The sequence below is a fragment of the Aeromonas popoffii genome, assembly GCF_000820025.1.
Classification (GTDB): Bacteria; Pseudomonadota; Gammaproteobacteria; order Enterobacterales; family Aeromonadaceae; genus Aeromonas; species Aeromonas popoffii.
This window is the reverse complement of the sequence record NZ_CDBI01000006.1, coordinates 65,546-88,676: the sequence shown is the minus strand read 5'-3', so window position 1 is coordinate 88,676 and position 23,131 is coordinate 65,546. Positions and strand designations below refer to the sequence as shown.

23 protein-coding genes are annotated in these 23,131 nt (G+C 61.5%); 11 read left to right on the top strand and 12 right to left on the bottom strand.

Going from position 1 to position 23,131, the window contains the following annotated elements:
• Window positions 1–72 precede the first annotated feature (72 nt).
• From BN1129_RS01175 to BN1129_RS01150, 6 genes are all read right to left on the bottom strand, one after another.
• Entirely contained in the window at window positions 73–720 is a 648-nt protein-coding gene (locus BN1129_RS01175) for a LysE family translocator (RefSeq protein ID WP_042033960.1), read from the bottom strand.
• A gap of 116 nt (window positions 721–836) precedes the next feature.
• Window positions 837–1,655 carry an AraC family transcriptional regulator gene (locus BN1129_RS01170; protein WP_042033959.1) on the bottom strand — a complete coding sequence of 273 codons (819 nt, stop codon included), beginning with the start codon at window positions 1,653–1,655 and terminating at the stop codon, window positions 837–839.
• A gap of 67 nt (window positions 1,656–1,722) precedes the next feature.
• Window positions 1,723–2,625 carry an EamA family transporter RarD gene (rarD, locus tag BN1129_RS01165; RefSeq protein ID WP_042033958.1) on the bottom strand — a complete coding sequence of 301 codons (903 nt, stop codon included), beginning with the start codon at window positions 2,623–2,625 and terminating at the stop codon, window positions 1,723–1,725.
• A gap of 125 nt (window positions 2,626–2,750) precedes the next feature.
• Window positions 2,751–2,924 carry a hypothetical protein gene (locus BN1129_RS23935; protein WP_209418464.1) on the bottom strand — a complete coding sequence of 58 codons (174 nt, stop codon included), beginning with the start codon at window positions 2,922–2,924 and terminating at the stop codon, window positions 2,751–2,753.
• Window positions 2,925–3,049: 125 nt separating this feature from the next.
• Window positions 3,050–4,546, bottom strand: coding sequence for an aldehyde dehydrogenase (locus BN1129_RS01155; RefSeq protein ID WP_042033955.1), 1,497 nt, complete (start codon window positions 4,544–4,546; stop codon window positions 3,050–3,052).
• A gap of 202 nt (window positions 4,547–4,748) precedes the next feature.
• Window positions 4,749–5,291, bottom strand: coding sequence for a cupin domain-containing protein (locus BN1129_RS01150; protein ID WP_042033953.1), 543 nt, complete (start codon window positions 5,289–5,291; stop codon window positions 4,749–4,751).
• Window positions 5,292–5,476: 185 nt separating this feature from the next.
• On the opposite strand from BN1129_RS01150, the gene aptA reads away from it, so the two are divergent.
• The 6 genes from aptA to BN1129_RS01120 all read left to right on the top strand — a co-directional run bounded on the left by aptA (window position 5,477) and on the right by BN1129_RS01120 (window position 12,070).
• Window positions 5,477–6,808, top strand: a complete 1,332-nt coding sequence (aptA, locus tag BN1129_RS01145) for an omega-aminotransferase AptA (protein WP_042033952.1) — start codon at window positions 5,477–5,479, stop codon at window positions 6,806–6,808.
• A gap of 105 nt (window positions 6,809–6,913) precedes the next feature.
• Complete coding sequence (locus BN1129_RS01140; RefSeq protein ID WP_042033948.1) at window positions 6,914–8,410, top strand: CoA-acylating methylmalonate-semialdehyde dehydrogenase; 1,497 nt, start codon at window positions 6,914–6,916, stop codon at window positions 8,408–8,410.
• Window positions 8,411–8,493: 83 nt separating this feature from the next.
• The gene (locus BN1129_RS01135) at window positions 8,494–9,249 is read left to right on the top strand and encodes a glutamine amidotransferase-related protein (protein ID WP_042033945.1); all 756 of its coding nucleotides are present in this window, start codon (window positions 8,494–8,496) and stop codon (window positions 9,247–9,249) included.
• A complete protein-coding gene (gene ald / locus BN1129_RS01130; RefSeq protein WP_042033943.1) occupies window positions 9,246–10,361 on the top strand; it encodes an alanine dehydrogenase in 1,116 nt (371 codons plus the stop codon). The genes BN1129_RS01135 and ald overlap by 4 nt, the downstream gene beginning before the upstream one ends.
• A gap of 118 nt (window positions 10,362–10,479) precedes the next feature.
• The gene (locus tag BN1129_RS01125; protein ID WP_042033942.1) at window positions 10,480–11,319 is read left to right on the top strand and encodes a PfkB family carbohydrate kinase; all 840 of its coding nucleotides are present in this window, start codon (window positions 10,480–10,482) and stop codon (window positions 11,317–11,319) included.
• Between the two features lie 298 nt (window positions 11,320–11,617).
• Entirely contained in the window at window positions 11,618–12,070 is a 453-nt protein-coding gene (locus BN1129_RS01120; RefSeq protein WP_042033941.1) for an Rrf2 family transcriptional regulator, read from the top strand.
• A 78-nt stretch (window positions 12,071–12,148) separates the two neighbouring features.
• Here the strand turns inward: BN1129_RS01120 and BN1129_RS01115 are convergent, their stop codons facing one another.
• Complete coding sequence (locus BN1129_RS01115) at window positions 12,149–12,661, bottom strand: ferredoxin-type protein NapF (protein ID WP_042033939.1); 513 nt, start codon at window positions 12,659–12,661, stop codon at window positions 12,149–12,151.
• A 138-nt stretch (window positions 12,662–12,799) separates the two neighbouring features.
• Between BN1129_RS01115 and BN1129_RS01110 the strand changes: the two genes are divergently transcribed.
• Complete coding sequence (locus tag BN1129_RS01110; protein WP_042033938.1) at window positions 12,800–13,015, top strand: hypothetical protein; 216 nt, start codon at window positions 12,800–12,802, stop codon at window positions 13,013–13,015.
• Window positions 13,012–14,352, top strand: a complete 1,341-nt coding sequence (gene rmuC / locus BN1129_RS01105; RefSeq protein WP_042033937.1) for a DNA recombination protein RmuC — start codon at window positions 13,012–13,014, stop codon at window positions 14,350–14,352. Before BN1129_RS01110 ends, rmuC begins: the two co-directional genes overlap by 4 nt.
• Window positions 14,353–14,462: 110 nt before the next feature.
• Here rmuC and BN1129_RS01100 read toward each other — a convergent pair whose 3' ends face one another.
• The 5 genes from BN1129_RS01100 to def form a co-directional block, all read right to left on the bottom strand.
• A complete protein-coding gene (locus BN1129_RS01100; protein WP_042033936.1) occupies window positions 14,463–15,905 on the bottom strand; it encodes a TrkH family potassium uptake protein in 1,443 nt (480 codons plus the stop codon).
• A 96-nt stretch (window positions 15,906–16,001) separates the two neighbouring features.
• The gene (trkA, locus tag BN1129_RS01095; protein WP_042033934.1) at window positions 16,002–17,378 is read right to left on the bottom strand and encodes a Trk system potassium transporter TrkA; all 1,377 of its coding nucleotides are present in this window, start codon (window positions 17,376–17,378) and stop codon (window positions 16,002–16,004) included.
• A gap of 157 nt (window positions 17,379–17,535) precedes the next feature.
• Window positions 17,536–18,828, bottom strand: a complete 1,293-nt coding sequence (gene rsmB / locus BN1129_RS01090) for a 16S rRNA (cytosine(967)-C(5))-methyltransferase RsmB (protein WP_042033933.1) — start codon at window positions 18,826–18,828, stop codon at window positions 17,536–17,538.
• Window positions 18,829–18,873: 45 nt separating this feature from the next.
• Window positions 18,874–19,818, bottom strand: a complete 945-nt coding sequence (gene fmt / locus BN1129_RS01085; RefSeq protein WP_042033931.1) for a methionyl-tRNA formyltransferase — start codon at window positions 19,816–19,818, stop codon at window positions 18,874–18,876.
• Window positions 19,819–19,830: 12 nt separating this feature from the next.
• On the bottom strand, window positions 19,831–20,343 hold the full coding sequence (def, locus tag BN1129_RS01080; RefSeq protein WP_042033930.1) for a peptide deformylase: 513 nt from the start codon (window positions 20,341–20,343) through the stop codon (window positions 19,831–19,833).
• 108 nt (window positions 20,344–20,451) lie between these two features.
• Here def and BN1129_RS01075 point away from each other — a divergent pair, with 108 nt between their 5' ends.
• The 3 genes from BN1129_RS01075 to BN1129_RS01065 are packed head-to-tail and all read left to right on the top strand — an operon-like array spanning window position 20,452 to window position 23,084.
• Window positions 20,452–21,501 (top strand): LysM peptidoglycan-binding domain-containing protein, encoded by a 1,050-nt coding sequence (locus BN1129_RS01075; protein WP_042033929.1) that lies wholly within the window; start codon window positions 20,452–20,454, stop codon window positions 21,499–21,501.
• Between the two features lies 1 nt (window position 21,502).
• Window positions 21,503–22,618 carry a DNA-processing protein DprA gene (dprA, locus tag BN1129_RS01070; RefSeq protein ID WP_042033928.1) on the top strand — a complete coding sequence of 372 codons (1,116 nt, stop codon included), beginning with the start codon at window positions 21,503–21,505 and terminating at the stop codon, window positions 22,616–22,618.
• Window positions 22,611–23,084: a DUF494 family protein gene (locus BN1129_RS01065; RefSeq protein WP_040070089.1), complete on the top strand. Its 474-nt coding sequence runs from the start codon at window positions 22,611–22,613 to the stop codon at window positions 23,082–23,084. The genes dprA and BN1129_RS01065 overlap by 8 nt, the downstream gene beginning before the upstream one ends.
• The last annotated feature ends 47 nt before the right edge of the window (window positions 23,085–23,131 follow it).

The following is a 23,131-nucleotide window of genomic DNA, read 5'->3' as shown; positions in this document are numbered from 1 at the left end:
GGGTCTTTATCCGTGTGAATGCAAAGAGGGATGGCTCAGGCCATCCCTCTTTTTCATGAAGCCAGGGGGAGATCAGTGCGGGACCAGAGCATATGCCTCGCCGGCCATACCGGTCAGGATGGAGAGGCTGACGGCGCCGAACAGCAGACCCGTGACCAGATTGAGCGGGCGCTGGATACGACCAAGCAGGCGTTGGGCCCGCGGGGTGGATAGGCTCCAGGCCAGCACACCGAACCAGACCAAAGAGAGCAGGAACAGCTCCAGCACCAGCAGGCCGCGCGTCAGCCCGTCAACCTGCGGCGTCACCATGGCCGCCAGCAATCCCATGAAGAACAGCAGTGCCTTGGGATTGAGCAGATTGGTGGCGAGCCCGTTCCATACCCCCTTGCGCCAGCCCTGTTGCTCACCTCCCGCCTTGAAGGCCCGCGCTGCCGAACTGTGCCAGGCGGCCTTGATTGCCCCCCAACCGAGCCAGCCGAGATAGAGGGCGCCGACCACCTTCACCGCCATGAACAACCAGGGATGTTCGGCGATCAGCAGGCTGATGCCGGTCAGGCTGAGGGTGGCGTGTACCAGGATCGCCAGCGCTATGCCGAACGCGGCCCCCAGGGCCGTGGGTCTGTGCAGACTGGTGCGTAGGATCAGCGCGAAGTCCGGTCCCGGGCTCGCCAGGGCGACAAGATGGATGAGACCTATGGTCAGAAACAGGCTGGTGAACATGGCAAAACCTCAACGACAGTATGAGGGGGAAGCATGGGGGATCAGGGCTGGGGGAGATTGTAAAAGATTGCATCTGCTGACGGTCATCAGCTGGTTTGGGCTGTCATGGTCCTTATCTAGCCGGGCTGGCCCGTAAAAGATTGCATCTGTTGGCGGTAGTCCGCCGGGGTGAGCCCGAATGCCTGTCGAAAACCGTGGTGAAAGTGGCTCTGGTCGAAGAAGCCGACCGCCAGTGCCACGTCGCTCACCGGCAGACCGCTGCCGAGCAGGCGTTTTCCCTGCTCCAGTCGCAGCCGTTTGAGCCAGGCATAGGGGGTCATGCCGGTCTTTTTCTTGAACTGGCGCAAGAAGGCGAAGCGATCCAGCCCGAACAGGGCGGCCAGATCTTCCAGACTGTGGCGTTCATCCAGGCGGGCCAGCAGATAGTCCCGCAGGTATCTGAGCTGTGGATCCGCCAGGGCGTGGCGCTCAGGTGCGATGTGCAGCAGTTCGCCGAGCAGACCGAGCAGCTGACTCTCCGCCAGCAGGCCGTCCGGTTGGGGATTATCCAGATACATGTGCAGCTGGGCGAAGCCCTGATAGAGGTCGGGGCGGCTCTGCAAGCCCTTGTCGAAGAAGGGTTCCGGGCTATCTGGCAGCCAACGTGCCAGCTGTTCGGGATCAATGGCAAACACCCGCACCTCGTACCCTTCTGGCTGCAGGCTGAGGCCGTCGTGCATTTCGTCCGGGTTGACGGTGGAGAGCTGGCCGCGCACCAGATGGTGGCTGCTGCCCTTGTGGATGAATTTCTGGCCGCCCTGCTGCACCAGACCAATGTGATAGTCCAGGTGAACGTGGCGGCCATAGCTGAACTCCCTGTGGTGGGAGTGCGAGAGTTCAACCCCCGGCAACAGCCGGGATTGCCAGTAGTGGATGCGGGATTGGGGAGGGCTCATCGACTATTGATAACCTGAAATCCGAATGTTGGCTTGTAGATTATTGCAGCGTCGATGAGCCATGGCGTCAACTCTGGCTGGCCGCCCTGCGCCGTTTGCCGCTGCGCAACCCGTCCAGACTGAACAGTACAAGCGCACTCCAGATGCAGCCGAAGGTGATCAGCTTGTCCAGCGCCAGCTCTTCCCCGTAGAGAGTGACCGCCAGTATGAACATCAGGCTGGGGCCTATGTACTGGAAGAAACCCAGGGTGGAGAGTTTGAGCCGGGTGGCGGCGGCGGTGAAGCAGAGCAGGGGCGCCGTGGTGACTGCACCGGCGGCGATCAGCAGCAGGTTCAGTTGCCAGCCGTTCTCTGTCATGTGACTGGTGGGGCTGTCGGCGAATCCCCACAGGTAGATGGCGGCCGGCGGCAGCATGATCATGGTCTCGATCAGCAGGCCCGTGAGGGCATCGAGAGCCAGCTTCTTGCGGATGAGGCCGTAGATGGCAAAGCTGGAGGCCAGCACCAGCGCAATCCATGGCAGGGAGCCGAAGGCGATGAGCTGGACGGCGACACCGATCACCGCCAGTCCCACTGCCCACCACTGCAGGCGACGCAGCCGCTCGCTCAGGAACAGCATGCCGAGCAGCACGTTGAATAGCGGATTGATGTAGTAGCCGAGGCTGGCATCCAGCATGTGGCCGTTGTTGATGGCCCAGATAAAGAGCAGCCAGTTGCCGCCGACGGTGACCGAGGTAAAGGCCAGGGTGAGCAGCACTTTTGGCTGGCGCAGCACGGCCTGCACCTTGTGCCACTGGCGGCCTAGCAAGGTCAGCACCATCAGCAGGACGCAGGACCAGATCATGCGATGGGTCAGGATTTCGGGGGCCGGTACGGCTGAGATGGTCTTGAAATAGATGGGGGCGAGGCCCCAAAGGGTATAGGCGCACAAGGCATAGATGATGCCCTGACGCTGAGCTTGTTGCTGCATGCGGATAACCTTCACTGGAGAGTCGGATGCTGGAAAACATCGAAAAAAATCAGTGTAGCGATCCTTTTGGAGGGAAAGAAGTGAATAAATGATAATCAGCGGATTTTAACGACAGGCTTCTCTGCTCAGCGGCCCCCACCGCGACGGATCTTCTCGACGTCCGCCAGCAACCACAGCATGAGTGCGATGGCGGAGATCCATGGACCCCAGGTCACATAGGCCTCACCCTGTCCCAGCAGGTAGAACAGCAGCGGCAGTCCTATCACCAGAAACAGTACACTTCCCAGAAAAAATAACATTTTTATCTTTATATTTAATGGCTTGTCTATTTGATGATTATATCGATTGAGGCGGGCGATGAAAGGGTAAAAATGAAAAAGGAGGATTTCTCCTCCTCTTTCGCGGATGTCCGTCATTTCTGATGTTATTCGAGCTGGATCCAGGTGCTTTTCAGCTCGGTGTATTTCTCCAGCGCATGCAGCGACTTGTCGCGGCCATTGCCTGATTGCTTGAAGCCGCCAAATGGCATCGTCATGTCGCCGCCATCCCAGTTGTTGACGAACACTGTGCCGGCGCGCAGGGCGCGGGAGCCCTTGATCGCCGTGTTGAGATCCGCCGTCCAGATAGCCGCAGCCAGGCCGTAGTCGGTGTCGTTGCCCAGCGCGATCGCCTCTTCCAGGGTATCGAAGCCGGTCACCGCCAGCACGGGTCCGAAGATCTCTTCGCGGAAGATGCGCATCTCGGGTGTCACCTCGTCGAAGATGGTGGGCTCGATATAGAAGCCGCCGCTCTCGGTGTTGGTGCGGTTGCCGCCCAGCAGCAGCTTGGCTCCCTCCTGTTTGCCAATCTCGATATAGCGCAACACCTGCTCCATCTGGATGTGGTCCACCATGGCGCCGATGCGGGTGGCAGGGTCGAGCGGGTCGGCCGAAATCCACTCCTTGGCATGGGCCAGCAGCCGCTCTATGAACTGCGGTTTGATGCTGTTTTGTACCAGCAGGCGAGAGGCGGCGGTGCACACCTCGCCCTGGTTGTAGAAGATGGCGCCAGCGGCACTTTTGGCGGCGGCGTCCAGATCCGGCGCGTCCGCCAGTATGATGTTGGGGCTCTTGCCACCGCACTCCATAAAGGCACGCTTGAGGTTGGACTTGCCGGAGCACTCCACCAGATGTTTGCCGATCTTGGTGGAGCCGGTGAAGGTGATGCAATCCACGTCCATGTGCATGGCCAGTGCCTCGCCCACGGTATGGCCAAAGCCCGGCAGCACGTTGAAGACCCCATCCGGAATGCCCGCCTCTTTCGCGATCCCGGCGATGCGCAGGGCGGTGAGGGGGGACTTCTCTGAGGGTTTGAGGATGACGGAGTTGCCGGTGGCCAGCGCCGGGCCCAACTTCCAGCAGGCCATCACCAGCGGGAAGTTCCAGGGCACTATGGCGGCGACCACCCCGAGCGCTTCACGGGTCACCAGTGCCAGCGCGGACTCTTCCACCGGGGCGACCTGATCGTAGATCTTGTCGATGGCCTCGGCGTTCCAGGCGATGCAGTTGGCAGCGGCGGGGGCGTCATACCCCATGGCATCGCCAATGGGCTTGCCCATGTCCAGTGACTCCAGCAGCGCCAGCTCCACCTTGTTCAGGCGCATCAGCTCGGCGAAGCGTTGCATGATCAGCTTGCGTTGTTTCGGGGCCAGCCCGCTCCAGCGTTTGTCACTGAAGGCGGTGCGGGCGGCTTGCACCGCCAGCTCGGCATCGGCGGCGTCGCAGGCGGCGACCTTGGTCAGCAGCTGGCCATTAGCCGGGTTGATGCAGTCGAAGGTGGCGCCATTGATGGCATCCCGGTAGCTGCCGTCAATGAAGGCTTGCGAGGGCAGGGTCAGATGGACGGCCTTGTGTTGCCACTGGGCCAGGGTCAGGTCACTCATGTTCACTCCTTGAACCAGCAAAGAATTGGTCTTTGCGTATCAATATGCTAAACATCTTGCCGCTTGTAAATCCATCCTGTAACAATTCATTAAACACTTGTCCCTTTCTTCCCGGCAATGACGGCCATCCTTGTCACTCGCCATGAGCGAGAAACCGGCCGGGGCAAGGTGCAGCGATCGGCGTGAACGCCGTTGAATGGCCTTAGAAACTGGCCGGGGTGTTGGCGGAGATCAGCTCGCACTCCTGCTCGCCCACGTTGCGAAAACGGTGCGGGGTGCGGCTGTCGAAGTAGTAGCCATCACCCGCCGCCAGCTGGTGGATCTGCTCGCCGACGGTGATCTCGACCGTGCCGCGGATGACGATGCCGCACTCTTCTCCCTCATGGCTCAGCATGTCGTCACCGGTGTCGGCACCCGGCGGCAGTATCTCCTGCATCATGCCGATGGCACGGTTGGCGCGGCTGTGGCCAATCAGCCGGTAGCTGATGGGATGGGTGCCGAGATCCGGCATGTCGCTGGCGCGGAAGATCACCTCGGTGCCCATCTCGGTCTCCTCGGTGAAGAAGCTGGCGAGCGACATGGGGATACCTTCCAGCACCTTGCGCAGTGAGGATACCGAGGGGCTCACCTGATTTTTCTCGATCTGGGAGATAAAACCGTTGGTCACACCGGAGCGTTTGGCCAGCTCGCGCTGGGAGAGGGCCGCCTTGGTGCGAACCGCCTTGAGGCGGTGACCTATATCCATCAATAGACACTCCTTGACTGTTTACTATTATTAAAATTGTGTTAAATATCTTATACCACCCTGCTCATGTATCAGCCAAGGGTGGCACCGAATGGGGCTATTATGAGCCCCTTTTTAGGAATTTAGGTGTTTAATTTAATAGGCGTTAGCCGACAGTTACTAAACACCTTAAGGATGAGGTGACCATGAAACCGATCAGCGACATCAATACGCCCTCCGATATGTCCGCCTTCTGGATGCCGTTTACCGCCAACCAGCAATTCAAGGCGGCGCCGCGCATCCTGAAGTCGGCAGAGGGGATGTATTATCACTCAGAGGATGGCCGCAAGATACTGGATGGCACAGCCGGGCTCTGGTGTTGCAACGCGGGCCATGGTCGCCGCGAGATTGCCGAGGCGGTCTCCCAGCAGATTTCTCACCTCGACTTTGCCCCCACATTCCAGATGGGGCATCCCCTGCCGTTCGAGCTGGCCAATCGGCTGGTGGAGATAGCCCCCCAGGGGCTGGGCCATGTCTTCTATACCAACTCGGGCTCGGAAGCCGTGGACACGGCGCTCAAAATCGCGCTGGCCTGGCAGCGGGCGCGGGGTCAGGGTACCCGCACCCGGCTGATTGGCCGCGAGCGCGGCTATCACGGGGTCGGCTTCGGCGGCATCTCGGTGGGGGGCATTCCCGGTAACCGCAAGTGGTTCGGCTCCCTGTTGACCGGGGTAGATCATCTGCCTCATACCCTCAACATCGCCAAGAACGCCTTTACCAAGGGGCTGCCCGAAGAGGATGTGGCGCTGGCCGACGAGCTGGAGAGGATCGTCTTCCTGCACGATGCCAGCAACATAGCGGCTGTCATCGTCGAACCCATCGCCGGCAGTACCGGTGTCATCATGCCACCCAAGGGCTACCTCAAGCGACTGCGGGAGATCTGTACCAAACACGGCATCCTGCTGATCTTCGACGAGGTGATCACCGGCTTTGGCCGCCTCGGCTCCCCTTTCGCCGCTCAGGAGTTCGATGTCCTGCCCGACATGATCACCTGTGCCAAGGGGCTCACCAACGGCGCCATCCCCATGGGGGCCGTGCTGGTGAGCAATGGCATCTATGACGACATGATGGCCGCCGGCAAGGGCGCCATCGAACTGTTCCACGGCTACACCTACTCGGGTCACCCGGTGGCCGCCGCCGCCGCGCTGGCGACCCTCGAGATCTATCGCAACGAGAATCTGCTCACCCGCGCCGCCGATCTGGCGGGCTACTGGGAGGAGGCGGCCCATTCCCTCAAGGGCTGCAAGCATGTGAAGGATGTGCGCAACTACGGACTGGTGGCAGGCATAGAGCTCGAATCCCTGCCGGATGCACCGGGCAAGCGTGCCTACGAGGTGTTCGTACGCTGCTTCGAGAAGGGTCTGCTTATCCGGGTGACCGGCGACATCATCGCCCTGTCGCCACCCCTCATCATGGAGCGCAGCCAGATAGACGATCTCTTCACCCTGCTGCAGGACGTGTTGCAGACGCAGGCGTAACCCACTTTCACCTTGCACTGCATGGCGCCCCTGGGCGCCATCTCCCTGTGCCCGGCTCGTGCGAGACGGCGCAGGGAGAGACGGATGAGCCATCACGGAGGATTTATGACATATCGGGTCAGCAACTTTATCAACGGCGAGACGACGGAGAGTCGCAGCGAGCGCTTCGGTGCCATCTTTAACCCGGCCACCGGCCAGCAGCAGGGTCAGGTGGTGCTCAGTACCGCCGCCGAATGCGACGAGGCCATTGCCATGGCAGCGCGCGCCTTCGCTGACTGGTCGCAGACCCCGCCGCTGGTGCGGGCCCGGGTGCTGTTCCGCTTCAAGGAGCTGATGGAGCAGCACAGGGATGATCTGGCCCGGCTCATCAGCCGCGAGCACGGCAAGGTCTTCTCTGACGCCCAGGGCGAGCTGACTCGTGGTCTTGAGGTGGTGGAGTTTGCCTGTGGCATTCCCCACCTGCTCAAGGGGGAGCACTCTCTCAACGTGGGCCGGGGGGTCGACAGCTACTCCATGATGCAGCCGGTGGGGGTGTGCGCCGGCATCACGCCGTTCAACTTCCCGGCCATGGTGCCGCTCTGGATGTTCCCGGTGGCCATCGCCTGCGGCAACACCTTCATTCTCAAGCCTTCCGAGAAGGATCCCTCCCTCTCGCTGCGCATGGCCGAGCTGCTCAAGCAGGCCGGTCTGCCGGACGGCGTGCTCAACGTGGTCAACGGCGACAAGGAGGTGGTGGACGTGCTGCTGACCGACTCGCGGGTCGGCGCCGTCTCCTTTGTCGGCTCTACCCCCATCGCCCAGTACATCTACGCCACCGCCTCGGCCCACGGCAAGCGGGTGCAGGCGCTGGGCGGCGCCAAGAACCACATGCTGGTGATGCCGGATGCGGATCTCGACCAGGCGGTCTCAGCCCTGATGGGGGCGGCCTATGGCGCTGCCGGTGAGCGCTGCATGGCGATCTCGGTGGCCGTGGTGGTGGGGGATGAGACAGCCGATGCGCTGGTGGCAAAACTTTCGCCACTGGTGGTGCAACTCAGGGTCGGCCCGGGGCTGGGCCAGACCCCGGAAAACGAGATGGGGCCCCTCATCAGTCGCGAGCATCTGGCCAAGGTCCGCGATTATGTGGATCAGGGGGTGGCCGAGGGGGCCCTGCTGCGGGTCGATGGTCGCGGCGTGAGTCATGGGGAAGGCTACTTTATCGGCGGCAGTTTGTTTGACGAGGTGACCCCCGACATGCGCATCTACCGGGAGGAGATCTTCGGCCCCGTGCTTGCCATAGTGCGGGCCCCGGATTACGAGACGGCGCTCAAGCTCATCAACGAACACGAGTACGGTAACGGCACCGCCATCTTTACTTGCGACGGTGATACGGCGCGGGACTTCACCGCCAGGGTTCAGGTCGGTATGGTAGGGGTGAACGTCCCTATCCCCGTGCCCATGGCGTTTCACAGCTTCGGTGGCTGGAAGCGGTCTATCTTCGGGCCGCTCAATATGCATGGGCCTGATGGGGTGCGCTTCTACACCCGGATGAAGACGGTGACGGCGCGCTGGCCACGGAGCCTGCGTGCCGGCACGGAGTTCTCCATGCCGACCATGAAGTGACGCGCAGGCACGCTGACATGGCCTAACCTATTGCCCCCGCAGGCCATCGTTCTGCGGGGGTAACCTCTGTAAAGGAGTGACAGATGCGACTGGGAATTCTCGATTGTGACCGGCTGGATCCCGATTTGGCGGGTGATTTCGGCCCCGTTTACTCCGAGATGTTTATCAGGGGCTTTCGGGCCCTGGCCCCCGCGCTGGAGTTTCGGGTCTGGTCGGCGCTCGATGGTGAGCTGCCGGACGACCTGCACGAGTGTGATGCCTGGCTCATCACGGGCTCGCGCCACGATGCTTACAGCGATATCCCCTGGATCCAGGCGCTGCGGGCGTGGATCCGCCAGGCGCACGATGCCGACGTCAAGCTGGCCGGTGTTTGCTTCGGTCATCAGGTGATCGCCCAGGCGCTGGGTGGCGAAGTGGTGAAGTCTACCAAGGGGTGGGGGCTGGGGGTGTCGGTGCATCCCATGCTGGCGAGCGGAGCCTGGATGCAGCCCGGGCTGGATACGATCCGGATCCTGGCCAGTCACCAGGATCAGGTCGAGCAGCTGCCACCGGGCGCGATCCGGCTGGCGGGCAACGATTTTTGTCCCAACTTCATGTTCTTGCAGGGGGATCATATCGTCGCCATTCAGGGGCATCCGGAGTTTTCTGTGGAGTACAACCGGGCGTTGATCGAGCGGCGGCGGGACTGCCTGTCCGATGACCGCTATCAGCGCAGCCTCTCCTCGCTGGAGGGGGAGGTGGACTCGGCTACCATGATGCAGTGGCTGTTGCAATTTTTGGGCATACTGCCCGGTGGCGAAGGAGCGGCCGGCGGGATCACAGCAGGAGAGCGAGCATGATTATTGGCGTACCCAAGGAAATCAAAAACCATGAATACCGGGTCGGCATGACTCCCGCCGGAGTGCAGGAGCTGGCGGCCCGGGGACACAAGGTCCTGGTACAACAGCAGGGCGGTGAGGCGATCGGATTGTCCGATGCCGAGTACCAGGCGGCCGGGGCCGATCTGGTGGCCAGCGCGGCGGAGATCTTCGCCCGGGCCGAGATGATAGTGAAGGTGAAGGAGCCCCAGCCCGAGGAGTGTGAACTGCTGCGCCCGGATCAGCTGCTGTTCACCTATCTGCACCTGGCGCCGGATCCGGTGCAGACCCAGCTGCTGGTGCACTCGGGGGTGGTGGCCATCGCCTACGAGACAGTGACCGACGAGCGCGGCGGCTTGCCGCTGCTGGCGCCCATGTCCGAGGTGGCGGGGAGGATGGCGATCCAGGCCGGGGCCCACAGCCTGGAGAAGGCGCAAGGGGGCAATGGCACCCTGCTCGGTGGCGTACCCGCAGTGGCGCCCGCCAAGGTGGTGGTGCTGGGCGGCGGGGTGGTCGGTGTCAACTCGGCGCGCATGGGGCTGGGGTTGGGGGCCGATGTCACTATCCTGGATCGTTCCCTGCCACGGCTACGGGAGCTGGACAGTCTGTATGGTCCGGCCCTCAAGACCCTCTACTCCACCCGCACCAATATCGAGGCTTGCATCGCCCAGGCGGATCTGGTGATCGGCGCCGTGCTGATCCCGGGGGCGGCGGCGCCCAGGCTGCTGACCCGCGACATGCTCAAGCTGATGCGCAAGGGTTCTGTGCTGGTGGATGTGGCTATCGATCAGGGCGGCTGTTTCGAGACGTCCCACCCGACCACCCACGAGGATCCCACCTATGTGGTGGACGGCATCATTCACTACTGCGTGGCCAACATGCCGGGTGGCGTGGCGCGTACCTCCACCTTCGCCCTGACCAATGCCACTTTGCCGTTCGTGCTGGCACTGGCCGACAAGGGCTATGTCCAGGCGCTCAGGGATGACAAGCACCTGCGGGCCGGTCTCAACGTGTTCAAAGGCAAGGTCACCCAGGCAGCAGTGGCCCAGGCGCTCGGCTACGAGTATGTCAGCGCCGAGTCCGTACTGGGCTGACGCAGCGGCGTAAAGCTGGCTGGCAAACGTCGAGCGGGCTCACAAACCCCGCGATTTCAGGGAGGGCCGTCAGGGCCCTTTCTCATATACTGGGGTCCCTTGTCAGTGAGGTCTCTCCATGTCCCGTATTCTGCTGCTCGCCAATCTCAACTGCGATCATGTGCTCTCCCTCTCCGAACCTCTGGTGGCCGGAGCCCGGCTGCAATACGTGGATCAGGGCCGCCGGTTGGGCGGTGGCGCCGCCAACACCGGCATAGGGCTGGTGTGGGCGGGCCACGAGGTGACCATAGCCTCTCGCATCGGACTGGATGAGGCGGGCGACTGGCTGCTGGAGCAGGCGGCGGGTTACGGGTTGGACTGCTCTCATGTGGAGCGCTTCGGTGGCGAAACAGGCGAGCTGCTGATCCTGGTGGACGCCACCGGCGAGCGCACCATCCTCAGGCGGCCGCGTCGCCCCGATCTGCCCGGCGACTTGCCGGTGGAGGGGGTGGACTGCCTCTACGTGAACTATCCCGGCACCGCCATCATCGGCTACATGCGCCAGATGATCGGCAAGAGCTTCGTGGTGGCCCAGTATCCCAAGGGTGGGCAGGCGCGCCGCCCCTGCCACGTGCTGGTCGCTTCCCGCTCCGATCTCGGCGAGGTGGGCGACCCCTGGCAGCATGCCAGGCAGCTGGCGGGAGATCAGCTGGAGTGGCTGGTGCTGACCGAAGGCAAGGCGGGGGCCGTGGCCATTCACGGCGAGGAGCAGATCCGGGTGGCGGCGCGGCCGGTGTCTGTGGTCGATACCACGGGGGCGGGGGATGCGTTCGCCGGTGGCCTCATTCATGGTCTTGCCCGTGGCATGGCGATCCAGGATGCCTTGCAGTGTGCGGTGGATTGGGGGGCTTTTGCGGTCGCCTCCGAGAGTTCGATTCCCTCCAGTGCCTTGAAAAACTGGCTCAGGCAGCCCCACTGAATCCTGAAGCAAGGTGTCGTATGGAGTGGTCCGATCCACTCGGGTGTTGAGGGAGGACAGGCGAGTTTAGCCGCCAAAAATGCCCCAAACCTTGGACTAAGCCTGCAAGTTTGCGATCAATCAAAGAAAGTGTCGATTTATGTGCATCTTCATCGACACCCGCCTGAGCTGCTCTTAACCTTGTCACTCCACGACTCAGATTAAGATGCGTGCTCCGTGCCAGCGCAAGCGCGGCCCCGCCTCTTAGCTTTAGGTTGTCGTCCTGATTTCTGGCTTGTAGTAAGAGGCAAGTGCGACCATGCAACTGACACGATTTACCGACTATGCCCTGCGTACCCTGACTTTTTTGGCGGTTCAGCCGGGAGATCGCCTGTCGACCATCACAGAGGTGGCCGATACCTTTGCCATCTCCCGCAACCACGTGGTCAAGATAGTGCATCAGCTCGGCATCAAGGGCTACATAGAGACGGTACGTGGCAAGCATGGCGGCATCCGCCTCGGTCGCTCTGCCGTCTCCATCAACTTGCGCGATGTGGTGATGGACATGGAGCACGTGCTCTGCCCGGTTGATTGCAAGCGCGAGAACTGCCGCCTCTCCGGTGGCTGCCGCATTCAGGGCATTCTACGGCGCGCCATGAACGCCTTCCTCGAGGTGCTGGGGGAATATACCCTGGCCGATGCGGTGCGGGATCCGACCCGTCTCTGCCACTTGCTCGGTATCGAACAGGATTCCACTCTGGTCATGGCATAAACGCCGTGCCGGACTGACAAAGGGGCCTTGGTGCCCCTTTGTGCTTTCTGCCGTTTGAGACCTGGGTGGCGGCGCGGGTCAGAGCTGGGGGATCAGGGTGATGGCACCATGGAAGCAGGCGAGACCGCAGGCACCGCAGCCATCGCACGCCGCCATGTTGACGCTGACGCCGTCGGCGGTGGCCTTGATCGCCAGCTGGGGGCAGGCATCTTCGCACAGCAGGCAGTAAAAGCCCTGTTTGGCCTGACAGCTCGCCTCTATCTGCACCCGGGTCTGCACCTGGCGTCCCCACTGCAGGTCGAGGGCTCCGGTCGGACAGGCTCTGGCGCAGCTGCCACAGTAGCTGCACTGGCCGCAGGCGAGATCCAGCACAGGGGTGCCGGCGATGGCAGTGCCCTCGTATTCGGATTGGCTTGCCGGTTTGAGCAGGCGGTTGGGACAGGCCTTGAAGCATTCACCGCAGCGGGTGCAGAGGGAGAGGTACTGGGACTCTTCGATGGCCCAAGGCGGGCGTGCCTCGTGACAAACCACGTCCGGTTTGCGGGAGCCCCCCAATGCGTGCCTCAGCCATCGACAGAAAAAATGAGTCATGCCCACCCCTTATACCCATTAGGGGTTAATTTTATCCAAGTTTTCGCTGGCAAGCCAGAGAATAGCGCGGGGCAGGATCGCAAGCCGGGTTGCCCTTGTGTAAGCTAGGCGAGTCTTTTTGCGGGATTGAATGAACTCATGTGGTTATTTCTGTGGCGTGCGTCTCTGTTGTATATCTTCCCCCTGTTGATGTGGGCCTACTGCCGCATCAAGGATATCGGGTTCGCCGAGCTCGACACCGGGGTTAACAGTCACAAGTGGGTGGTACTGGCTGCCTACCTCCTCTATGTGCTGATCTGGCTATTGCTCAACCGTTACCTCGAGCTCTTCCTGCGTCAGCGGGGCCGTAAATGATCGACCTGGCGAGCTGGGGGCCGGCACTGCTGGTCGCCTTGATCGCCCTCGGGGTTGGCTGGCTGGCGGGGCGACGTGCCGCCAGCGCACAGGCGCAGGCGTTGTTGCTGAGCCAGGAACGTCACCAGGTGTTGCAGGATCGCTTCGATGAGTTGCAGGATGAGCGGATGCAGGGCCAGCAGAAGCTGGATCAGCAGCAGACTCTGCTCATCAAGCTTACCGCCCGCCTCAAGGATGCCGAAGCCACCCTGCGCAGCGAACGGTTGGCCGCCGCCGAGAAGCTGCAATTGCAGCGGGACGCCGAGCTGCGTCTCAGCCAGCAGTTTGAAAACCTCGCCAACCGTATCTTCGAACAAAACTCCGGTAACTTCCGCGAACTGAACCAGAACAGTCTCGATCTGCTGCTGACTCCGCTCAAAGAGCAGCTTGAGGGCTTTCGCCGTCAGGTGGGAGAGACCCACGCCCAGGAGACGGCCCAGCGCCACAGCCTCAAGTTCGAGCTGGAGCGCCTTGCCGAGCTCAATGCCCGTATGACCGAAGAGGCGGCAGCCCTGACCCGCGCCCTCAAGGGCGACAGCAAGCAGCAGGGCAACTGGGGCGAGGTGGTGCTGGCCCGAATTCTCAGCGAGTGCGGCCTGCGCGAGGGCCACGAGTACCATACCCAGGTCAACATAGAAGTGGACAAGGGCAAGCGCTATCAGCCTGACGTGATAGTCCACTTGCCTCAGGAAAAAGACATCATCATCGACGCCAAGGTGTCGCTGACCGCCTACGAGCGCTGGTACAACGCCGACGACGTGCTGGAGAAGGCAGTGGCGCTCAAGGAGCACGTCGCCTCGGTGCGCAACCATATCCGCGAGCTGGGCCGTAAGGATTACCAGCAACTGCCGGGGGTACGCACCCTCGACTATGTGCTGATGTTTGTGGCGGTGGAGCCGGCCTTCCTCACCGCGGTGGAGGCCGATCCCTCCCTGGTACGCTACGGCCTCGACCACAACATACTACTGGTGAGCCCCACCAACCTGATGGTGGCGCTGCGCACCATCGAAAACTTGTGGCGCTACGAGCGGCAGAACCAGAATGCTCGCCAGATTGCCGAGCGGGCCGGGCGCCTCTACGAGAAGCTACGGCTGTTCGTGGAAGAGATGCAGCAGATGGGGGGTAGCCTGCACAAGGCGCAGGAGAGCTACGACAAGGCGATGGGACGGCTGGTCAACGGCCGTGGCAACCTGATCGCCCAGGCCGAGCGCTTTCGCGAGCTGGGGGTCGAGGTGACCAAGACGCTGCCCGAGCCGTTGGTCAACCGCGCACTGGAGCGGGAAGAGTCTGCCGAGTGAGGCAGAGGGTCCCGCACAGCATGAGATGAAGAAGGGCAGCCATTGGCTGCCCTTCTTGCATTTCCTCACCCGAGTCTGGCCGGGCAGCGTCGCAGCCTTGATTGGCGGCGCTACTGCTTCCAGAAGGAGGGGAAGAAGATCACGGCCACAGTCAGGATCTCGAGCCGCCCCAGCAGCATGCCGAACGACAGTATCCACTTGGCCGAGTCCGGCAGGGTGGCAAAGTTTCCACTGGGACCAATGATGGGGCCCATGCCCGGGCCTACGTTGGCCACCGCCGTGATGGAGCCCGAGATGGCCGTCAGGGGATCCAGCCCGATGGCGGCGAGCAGGGCAGCGATAAGCAGTATGACGGCGAAGTAAGCCAGCACGAACGAGATCATGGAGCGGATGATGGCGTCGTTGACCTGGCGACCGTTGTACTTCTGCGGGAAGACGGCGGAGGGGTGCATCAACTGGCGCATTTGCTTCTTGAACAGGGCGAACGCCACCTGTACCCGGAATACCTTGAGGCCGCCGGCGGTGGAGCCGGAACAGGCGCCCAGTGCCAGCAAGATGATAAAGATGATGCTGGTGAGCGGCCCCCAGGTGCCAAAATCGCCGAGGCCATACCCAGTGGTGGTGAGCACCGAGACGATATTGAAGCTGCTGACGCGCAGGGCATCCATAAAGCCGTAAATGTCTCTGATCCACAGGTAGAGGGTGACCACGATCGTGACCCATACCACCAGCCAGAAGAAACCCTGAACCTGGGCGTCCTTGAGCAGGCTGGTGTCACGGTGGCTCAGGCTCTGCACATAGAGCAGGAAGGGCAGGCCGCCGAGGAACATAAAGAGGGTGCCGATCCAGTGTGCCGAGTTGGAGAAGTGCGACATGGATTGATCCGAGGTGGAATAGCCCCCGGTACTGAGAGTGGTCATGGTGTGGTTGACCGCCTCGAACAGCGTCATGCCGCTTACCCAGTAGGCGAGGAAGCAGCACATGGAGAGCACCAGATAGACCACCACTATGTTGTTGGCCACCGTCTTGGCGCGCGGTGCGCTCTTGTCCGACCAATCCGAGCTCTCGGTCTGGAACAGCTTCATGCCGCCCACGTTGAGGTAGGGCAGCACAGCCACCGCCATCACGATGAAGCCCACGCCCCCCAGCCACTGCAGTATTGATCGCCACAGCAAGATGCTGTGGGCCATGTCGTCGAGCCCTGACAGTACGGTGGAACCCGTGGTGGTGACGCCGGACATGGTCTCGAAGTAAGCGTCAGTGAAGTCGATGTGGTTGAAGAAGAAGAAGGGCAGAGCCCCGAAGATGCAGGCGACTACCCAGACAGAGGTGGTGAGCAGGAACATCTCGCGCACGCCGAGGTGAAACTCCGCCTTGCGACCGTGGTGCAGGCAGAGCAGGGCGGCACCGTGGGTGATCAGCACGGATTTGAGGAACTCGACGAAGCCCTCGGAGCCGGTGAGCAGCGCCAGCAGGGTGGGCAGCCACATGAACAGGGCCAACTTGGAGAGCACCAGCCCTAGGGTGAAGATGATGGGACGCAGCTTGATCATGCAGAATAACCTGATCGTTGATTGACAAAAGACCCGGACAATCCGTTTGGGAGGCTGTGCCGGGTCAGGTTTGCGTTGCCTGGGGGCATGGGCAGGTTACAGGAAGAAAGGACTTGGCTGAAACAGCCGTTCCACTTCCGGGATGTACTTCTTGTCCACCAGAAACATCACCACATGGTCATCCTGCTGGATCTGGGTGCGATCGTGGGCGATCAGCACCTCATCACCGCGCACTATGGCGCCTATGGTGGTGCCGGGCGGCAGTTTGAGCTCACCCACCGTCTTGCCCACCACCTTAGAGGTGTTTTCGTCACCGTGGGCGATGGCCTCGATGGCTTCGGCCGCGCCGCGGCGCAGGCTGTAGACGTTGGCGATGTCGGCCCGGCGCACGTGGGTCAGCAGGGCCGAGATGGTGGCCTGCTGCGGCGAAATGGCGATGTCGATGGATCCACCCTGCACCAGATCCACGTAGGCGCTGCGCTGGATCAGCACCATGGTCTTCTTGGCGCCCATCTTCTTGGCGAGCAGGGCCGACATGATGTTGGCCTCATCCTCGTTGGTCACGGCGATGAAGACGTCGATCTGATCGATGTGCTCCTCGGCCAGCAGTTCTTGATCCGCTGCATCGCCGCAGAAGACGATGGTGTTTTCCAGCAGCTCCGACAGCTGTTCCGCCCGCTTCTGGTTACGCTCGATCAACTTGACGCTGTAGCGCTTCTCCAGCTGGTGCGCGAGGCCGGCGCCTATGTTGCCACCGCCGACGATCATGATGCGGCGATAGGGGCTCTCGAGTCGCTGCAGTTCCGACATCACTGCCCGGATATGGCCAGCGGCGGCGACGAAGAAGACCTCGTCATCTGCCTCTATGATGGTGGTGCCTTGCGGACGTATGGAGCGGTTCTGGCGGAAGATAGCGGCCACCCGGGTCTCTATGTTCGGCATGTGATCCCGCAGGGTGGAGAGGGCATTGCCCACCAGAGGGCCGCCGTAGTAGGCCTTGACCGCCACCAGACCCACCTTGCCACCGGCAAAGTCCACCACCTGAAGCGCACCCGGATACTCGATCAACCGGCGAACATAGTCGGTCACCAGCTGCTCGGGGGCGATCAGGTGATCCACCGGCACGGATTCCGGCAGGAACAGGCGATCCCGTTCCACCAGATAGGCCGGCGATCGAATGCGCGCTACCTTGTTCGGGGTGTTGAACAGGGAGTAGGCAACCTGGCAGGCGATCATGTTGGTCTCGTCACTGTTGGTGACCGCGACCAGCATGTCTGCATCCTGGGCACCCGCTTCGCGCAGCACCTTGGGGTGGGCGCCGTGACCGTTCACCACCCGCAGGTCGAACTTGTCCTGCAGCTCCCGCAAGCGGTCGCTGTCGGTATCGACGATGGTGATGTCATTGTTCTCGCCGGCCAGGTTCTCGGCCAGGGTGCCACCGACCTGGCCGGCACCCAGAATGATGATCTTCATAGGAACCCCTCAGGGAACGAGGATGTGTTGCAACGGCTGCCAGTATGGTCAGGGTCAGTCATCAACATGATGATTTTCATAGGGAGAGCGTGCTCGATATTGCGCAGTAATGGGTGCCGTCAACCGGCACCCGTCATCTTCATGGCCACTGCCCTGCTTACCGTTTGATCAGCTTGGCATAGTAGAAGCCATCCATTTCGGCTTCGCCCGGCAGGAACTGGCGGCCCGGACATGCCGGGGTGTCCTGTTCGTGCAGCGGCACCAGGGTGGCATCCGGGGTGGCTGCCAGGAAAGCACGGATCTGTTCGCGGTTCTCTTCCGGCAGCACTGAGCAGGTGGCGTAAAGCAGAGTACCGCCGCTTTTCAGTTTCGACCAGAGGGCGATCAGAATACGGCGTTGCAGCTCGGCCAGCTCACGGATGTCCTGATCCCGGCGCAGCCACTTGATGTCGGGGTGGCGGCGGATGACACCGGTGGCGGAGCAGGGGGCATCCAGCAGGATGCGATCGAACTGACCCTTTGGCCACCAGAGTTCCGGGGTGCTGGCATCACCGTGGATCACCTCGGCCTTGAGGCCGATGCGATCCAGGTTTTCCTGCACCCGCTTGAGGCGGTGTTCGTCGGCATCGACGGCCACCACGCCCGCCAGGGCGGGTTGACGCTCAAGCAGGTGAGCTGTCTTGCCACCGGGGGCGGCGCAGGCATCCAGCACCCACTCGCCCGGTTGCGGGTCGAGCAGTCGAGCGGCCTGTTGCGCCGCGCCATCCTGTACCGAGCAGTCACCTGCCTCGAAGCCGGGCAGTTTGGTTACGTCGCAAGGGCGTTCCAGCAGGATGCAATCTTCCCCTTCCTCACCGGCCACCGCATTGATGCCCACTTCGGCCATGCGGGCCAGCATCTGCTCGCGGCTCTGGCGCTGGCTGTTGTTGCGGATCCACATGGGCGGGCGCTGGTTGTTGGCCTCCATGATGAATTCCCAATCTTCGGGATAGGCCTGGCGCAGGCGCTTGGTGAGCCACTCGGGGTGGCCTAGGCGAATGCTGGGGACGCGGTCGATGCGCAGCAGAATGACTTCGGCGCTGCGCTGGAAGTTGCGCAGCACGCCATTGATGAGGCCGCGCAAGGAGGTACCCTTGAGCAGCTTGACGGCGTTGACAGTTTCGGCCACGGCGGCGTGTGCCGGAATGCGGGTGTAGATGAGCTGATAGAGACCGACCAGGATCAGATAGTGGAAGATGCGGCTCTTGTTCTTGAGCGGCTTGTCCATCATCTCGTTGACCGCTGCATCGAGGCGGGGCAGCCAGCGCAGGGTGCCGTAGCAGAGTTCTTGCAGGAGGGCGCGATCGCGGGGCGCAACCTTCTCCTGGGCAGCAGGCAGAACAGCGGAGAGAGATTGACCCTGATCCAGCACCTGTTGAATAACGAGAGCGGCCTGTGCACGTGTTTTCATAATGTTACCTTAGATGCGCAAGTCGGGGCCTGGGCCCCGCTTGGTTCAATTCAATTGCGTGCCGGGTTCAAACCAGTCGCGGCGAGAGTTGAGCAGATCCGAGACGGACATGGCCTTCTTGCCGGGTGGTTGCAGGGTCAGCAGGCGCAGCACGCCCTTGCCGGTGGCAATGTCGATCCCCTGCTTGTCGGCCTTGAGCAGGGTTCCGACGCTCTGGCCATGGTCGCTGTCGATGACGGCGGCTTGCCACACCTTGATGGTCTGGCCGGCGACCTCGAACCAGCTAATGGGCCAGGGATTGAAGGCGCGGATGCAGCGCTCGATGGCAACGGCCTCCATCGACCAGTCGATGCGGGCCTCTTCCTTGGAGAGCTTCTGGGCATAGTTGGCCAGAGAGTCGTCCTGCTGCTCGGCCGCCGTGTCACCGGTCGCCATTGCATTCAGGGTATCGACCAGCGCCTGCGGGCCCAGCCCGGCCAGCTTGTCGTACAGGCTGGTAGAGGTTTCGTCGGCGGCGATAGGGCAGCTCACCTTGCGGATCATGGCGCCGGTATCCAGCCCCACATCCATCTGCATGATGGTGACGCCGGTCTCGGCATCGCCCGCCCAGATGGCGCGCTGGATCGGTGCCGCGCCGCGCCAGCGCGGCAGCAGGGAGCCGTGCACGTTGATGCAACCGAGACGGGGAGTATCGAGCACCACCTTGGGCAGGATCAGACCATAGGCCACTACCACCATGAGATCGGCACCAAGAGCTGCCAGTTCGGCCTGCGCCTCTTCATTGCGCAGCGAGGCAGGTTGGTAAACCGGCAGATTGTGGGTCAGGGCCAGCTCTTTGACCGGGCTGGCAGTGAGCTTCTGACCACGGCCGGCCGGTTTGTCAGGCTGGGTATAAACGGCAACGACCTCGTGGTCGGAAGACAACAACGCCGCCAGATGACGGGCGGCGAAGTCGGGAGTACCGGCAAAAATCAGTTTCAGCTTATTCAATGGGGCAGATCCTCAGAGGATTTTGCGATCTTCACGGGCCATCTTTTCCAGCTTCTGGCGAATGCGCTGGCGCTTGAGCGGGGACAAGTAGTCCACAAACAGCTTGCCGACCAGATGATCCATCTCATGCTGTATGCAGATAGCGAGCAGATCGTCTGTTGCCAGCTCGAACGGCTTGCCGTTGCGATCCAGCGCGCGGATTTTGACCTGTTCGGCGCGTGGTACCAGAGCGCGGTGCTCGGGCACGGAGAGGCAACCCTCTTCGATGCCGGTGCTGCCGGATTGCTCGAGGATCTCGGGGTTGATCAATACCAGAGGATCTTCCCGGTTTTCAGAGACATCGATCACTATGATGCGCTGATGAATGTCGACCTGAGTGGCGGCAAGGCCTATGCCTTCCTCCGCGTACATGGTTTCGAACATATCATCTACAATGTGTTGTAACTCGGGTGTAAAGGTCTCGACAGGGGCTGCTACAGTGCGCAGACGTTCATCGGGAAAACGCAATACATCTAGAATGGCCATAGTTTTTTCTTTAGTTTCGTATAAATGCAGTCAATATTGGCGTAATTCTAGTCATTTACGCCGACAAAAAACAGCAACACTTTGCGCGCAGAAGTAACAGGGAGTGTTATGTATCTGAAGCAAACCATCCTCGCCTGCCTGCTGGCCACTCTGAGCCAGAGTGCCTTGGCCGATCAGTTGAAATTTAAAGTGGGTTATCCCGAGCGTTATACCGTTCAAAAAGGCGACATACTCTGGGATATTGCGGGCCAGTATCTGGCAGAGGCCGGGCTCTTGCACCGCCTGTGGAACGTCAATCCCCAGATTGCCAATCCGCACTGGAGCTACCCTCGGCTCGGCAAGGCGACAGAGGGGGGCAAGCAGGTAGTCCACCTCTCACCCAAGAGCCGCGTCGAGAATAAGGCCAATCCGGTCCCGATGCTGCCGCTCAGCGAAATAGGTCCCTTCCTGCAAACCGACCACATTCTGGCCGACAACCAGCAAGCGAAACAGCTGCCCTATGTGCTCGGCAACAACGAGGCCCATATCGGTATGCTGGAGGGCGACACCCTCTATGTGCAGGGATCGCTGACGCCAGGTCAGGACTACGGCATCTATCATCCCGGTGTCGTTTATAAGGACAAGCAAACCGGTGAGCTGCTGGGGCAGGAGGCGGTCTTTGTCGGCACGGCCAGAGCCGAGGAGCGGCTGCCGAATGATCGCACCCGGGTTACCCTCAGTCACAATCAGCGAGAGGTGTATCAGGGAGACAAGGTGATGCCTTTGCCGCCACAGGAAACTCTCTCTGCCGTGTTCACCCCGAAGGCGGCGCCCGTGATTTCACCGGGTTACATAGTCGATCTGCCGAGCAAGGCCCGTGGTGGTGGCAAGTTTGATGTCGTGCTCATTAACAGAGGGCTGCGGGATCAGCTTGCCCCCGGCGATGTGCTGGAGGTCCGGCGTCCCGGCGCCACGCTGGTGAGCAAGAACGGCAAGGTGTCGTACAAGGAGTATTCTTCCCTCTACAACAAGGCCTTCTACTCGACCGGCAAACCACCCTTGCCTTCGGAAGCTGTGGCCCGAGTCATGTTGTTCAAGGTGTATGACAAGCTGAGCTACGGTCTCATCATGCAGAGCCAGGACATGGTCAGCTCCGGCTATCAGGTCAGTAACTTCTAACGTGCCACCTCCACTCGAGCGGGTCTCGCTGTGGTTGACGCTGGATGCCGTCACCGGTATCGGCCCAGTCACTGCCGCTCGCCTGCTTGCTCACTTTGGTGGCGATATTGCAGCCCTGTTTGAGAGTGATGATGGCCATTTACGGGCGCTTGGCCTGCACTCGGCCCAGATCCGGCAGCTCAGATGGCCACTACCTTCGGTTGATCAGGGGCTACGTTGGGCCACCGAGCCTGGCAATCACCTGATCTGCCCCGATGACCCCGCCTATCCTGACTTGTTGAAAGAGATCCCTGCCGCCCCTTTGCTGCTCTACTGTCGTGGCAATCTTGCCGCCTTGTCTGTTCCACAGCTGGCGATGGTCGGTACGCGTCACCCCACCTATGCCGGCAAGGACAATGCCGCCCGCCTGTGTGCGGAACTGGTGGCGTGCGGTCTGGCGATCACCTCGGGACTCGCGCTCGGTATCGATGGTGTCTGTCATCAGCAGGCCCTGGCGACCGGTGGTGTTACACTCGCCGTACTGGGTTCCGGTCTCGACTGCCTCTACCCCAAGCGTCATCAGGGGCTGGCTGGCCAGATCCTGGCGAACGCGGGTGCGCTCATCTCCGAGCTGGCGCCGGACAAGGGGCCGCTGGCCGAACATTTCCCTCGTCGCAATCGCATCATCAGCGGACTGGCGCGAGGGACGCTAGTGGTGGAGGCGGCCGAACAGAGTGGCTCACTCATCACGGCCCGTTACGCGCTGGAGCAGGGGCGCGAGGTATTTGCCGTTCCCGGTGCGCCGCAGAATGTGCAGGCGCTGGGCTGCAACAAATTAATCCAGCAGGGGGCCAAACTTGTGTTGAGCGCGGCCGATATAGTGGAAGAGTTTCCCGGATTGGTCAGCCTGGCACGGCAACCGGCTGAATTGCCTGAGCAACGGTATAATAGCGAATTGCCTTATGCCGATTTGTTGGATAACGTAGATTATGAGACCACGAGCGTGGATACCGTCGCCGAACGGGCCCAGCTTCCTGTCGAGGTGGTATTGGGCAGGTTGGTAGAGCTGGAGCTTTCCGGCGCAGTGATGGCGGTAGCCGGTGGATACGTCAGAGCGAGGAGGGCGAATCATGTTTGATGTATTGATGTACCTTTTCGAGACCTACATCCACAGTGATGCAGATGTGATGGTCGAGCAGGATGAGCTCACCGACGAGTTGAGCCGGGCCGGTTTCGATAAAGAAGAAATCGACAAGGCACTCGACTGGCTGGAGCGGCTGGCCAATCTGCACGATAGCGAGCGGGAGGTGTACGTCACCGCCAGCGCGCAAGGCTCGATGCGTATCTATGCCCCGCAAGAGCTGACTCGCCTCAGCACCGAATGCCGTGGCTTCCTGCTCTTCCTGGAGCAGGCTCAGGTACTGAATGCCGAAACCCGCGAGATCTGCATCGAGCGCCTGCTCGAGCTGGACAAGCCGGATATCGAGCTGGATGATTTGAAGTGGGTCGTCATGATGGTGCTGTTCAACGTACCGGGCAGTGAAAATGCCTACCAGCAGATGGAAGAGCTGGTGTTTGATGAGTCAGACGGCGTCATTCACTGACAGTCCGGTGCCGCGCTGGTAGAATTCAGGCCATCTGGATTTCAAGG

Excerpts from the sequence above, each read along its gene's own strand:
- BN1129_RS01175 (WP_042033960.1), bottom strand. The coding sequence starts at position 720 with ATGTTCACCAGCCTGTTTCTGACCATAGGTCTCATCCATCTTGTCGCC.
- BN1129_RS01170 (WP_042033959.1), bottom strand. The coding sequence starts at position 1,655 with ATGAGCCCTCCCCAATCCCGCATCCACTACTGGCAATCCCGGCTGTTG.
- rarD (WP_042033958.1), bottom strand. The coding sequence starts at position 2,625 with ATGCAGCAACAAGCTCAGCGTCAGGGCATCATCTATGCCTTGTGCGCC.
- BN1129_RS23935 (WP_209418464.1), bottom strand. The coding sequence starts at position 2,924 with ATGTTATTTTTTCTGGGAAGTGTACTGTTTCTGGTGATAGGACTGCCG.
- BN1129_RS01155 (WP_042033955.1), bottom strand. The coding sequence starts at position 4,546 with ATGAGTGACCTGACCCTGGCCCAGTGGCAACACAAGGCCGTCCATCTG.
- BN1129_RS01150 (WP_042033953.1), bottom strand. The coding sequence starts at position 5,291 with ATGGATATAGGTCACCGCCTCAAGGCGGTTCGCACCAAGGCGGCCCTC.
- aptA (WP_042033952.1), top strand. The coding sequence starts at position 5,477 with ATGAAACCGATCAGCGACATCAATACGCCCTCCGATATGTCCGCCTTC.
- BN1129_RS01140 (WP_042033948.1), top strand. The coding sequence starts at position 6,914 with ATGACATATCGGGTCAGCAACTTTATCAACGGCGAGACGACGGAGAGT.
- BN1129_RS01135 (WP_042033945.1), top strand. The coding sequence starts at position 8,494 with ATGCGACTGGGAATTCTCGATTGTGACCGGCTGGATCCCGATTTGGCG.
- ald (WP_042033943.1), top strand. The coding sequence starts at position 9,246 with ATGATTATTGGCGTACCCAAGGAAATCAAAAACCATGAATACCGGGTC.
- BN1129_RS01125 (WP_042033942.1), top strand. The coding sequence starts at position 10,480 with ATGTCCCGTATTCTGCTGCTCGCCAATCTCAACTGCGATCATGTGCTC.
- BN1129_RS01120 (WP_042033941.1), top strand. The coding sequence starts at position 11,618 with ATGCAACTGACACGATTTACCGACTATGCCCTGCGTACCCTGACTTTT.
- BN1129_RS01115 (WP_042033939.1), bottom strand. The coding sequence starts at position 12,661 with ATGACTCATTTTTTCTGTCGATGGCTGAGGCACGCATTGGGGGGCTCC.
- BN1129_RS01110 (WP_042033938.1), top strand. The coding sequence starts at position 12,800 with ATGTGGTTATTTCTGTGGCGTGCGTCTCTGTTGTATATCTTCCCCCTG.
- rmuC (WP_042033937.1), top strand. The coding sequence starts at position 13,012 with ATGATCGACCTGGCGAGCTGGGGGCCGGCACTGCTGGTCGCCTTGATC.
- BN1129_RS01100 (WP_042033936.1), bottom strand. The coding sequence starts at position 15,905 with ATGATCAAGCTGCGTCCCATCATCTTCACCCTAGGGCTGGTGCTCTCC.
- trkA (WP_042033934.1), bottom strand. The coding sequence starts at position 17,378 with ATGAAGATCATCATTCTGGGTGCCGGCCAGGTCGGTGGCACCCTGGCC.
- rsmB (WP_042033933.1), bottom strand. The coding sequence starts at position 18,828 with ATGAAAACACGTGCACAGGCCGCTCTCGTTATTCAACAGGTGCTGGAT.
- def (WP_042033930.1), bottom strand. The coding sequence starts at position 20,343 with ATGGCCATTCTAGATGTATTGCGTTTTCCCGATGAACGTCTGCGCACT.
- BN1129_RS01075 (WP_042033929.1), top strand. The coding sequence starts at position 20,452 with ATGTATCTGAAGCAAACCATCCTCGCCTGCCTGCTGGCCACTCTGAGC.
- BN1129_RS01065 (WP_040070089.1), top strand. The coding sequence starts at position 22,611 with ATGTTTGATGTATTGATGTACCTTTTCGAGACCTACATCCACAGTGAT.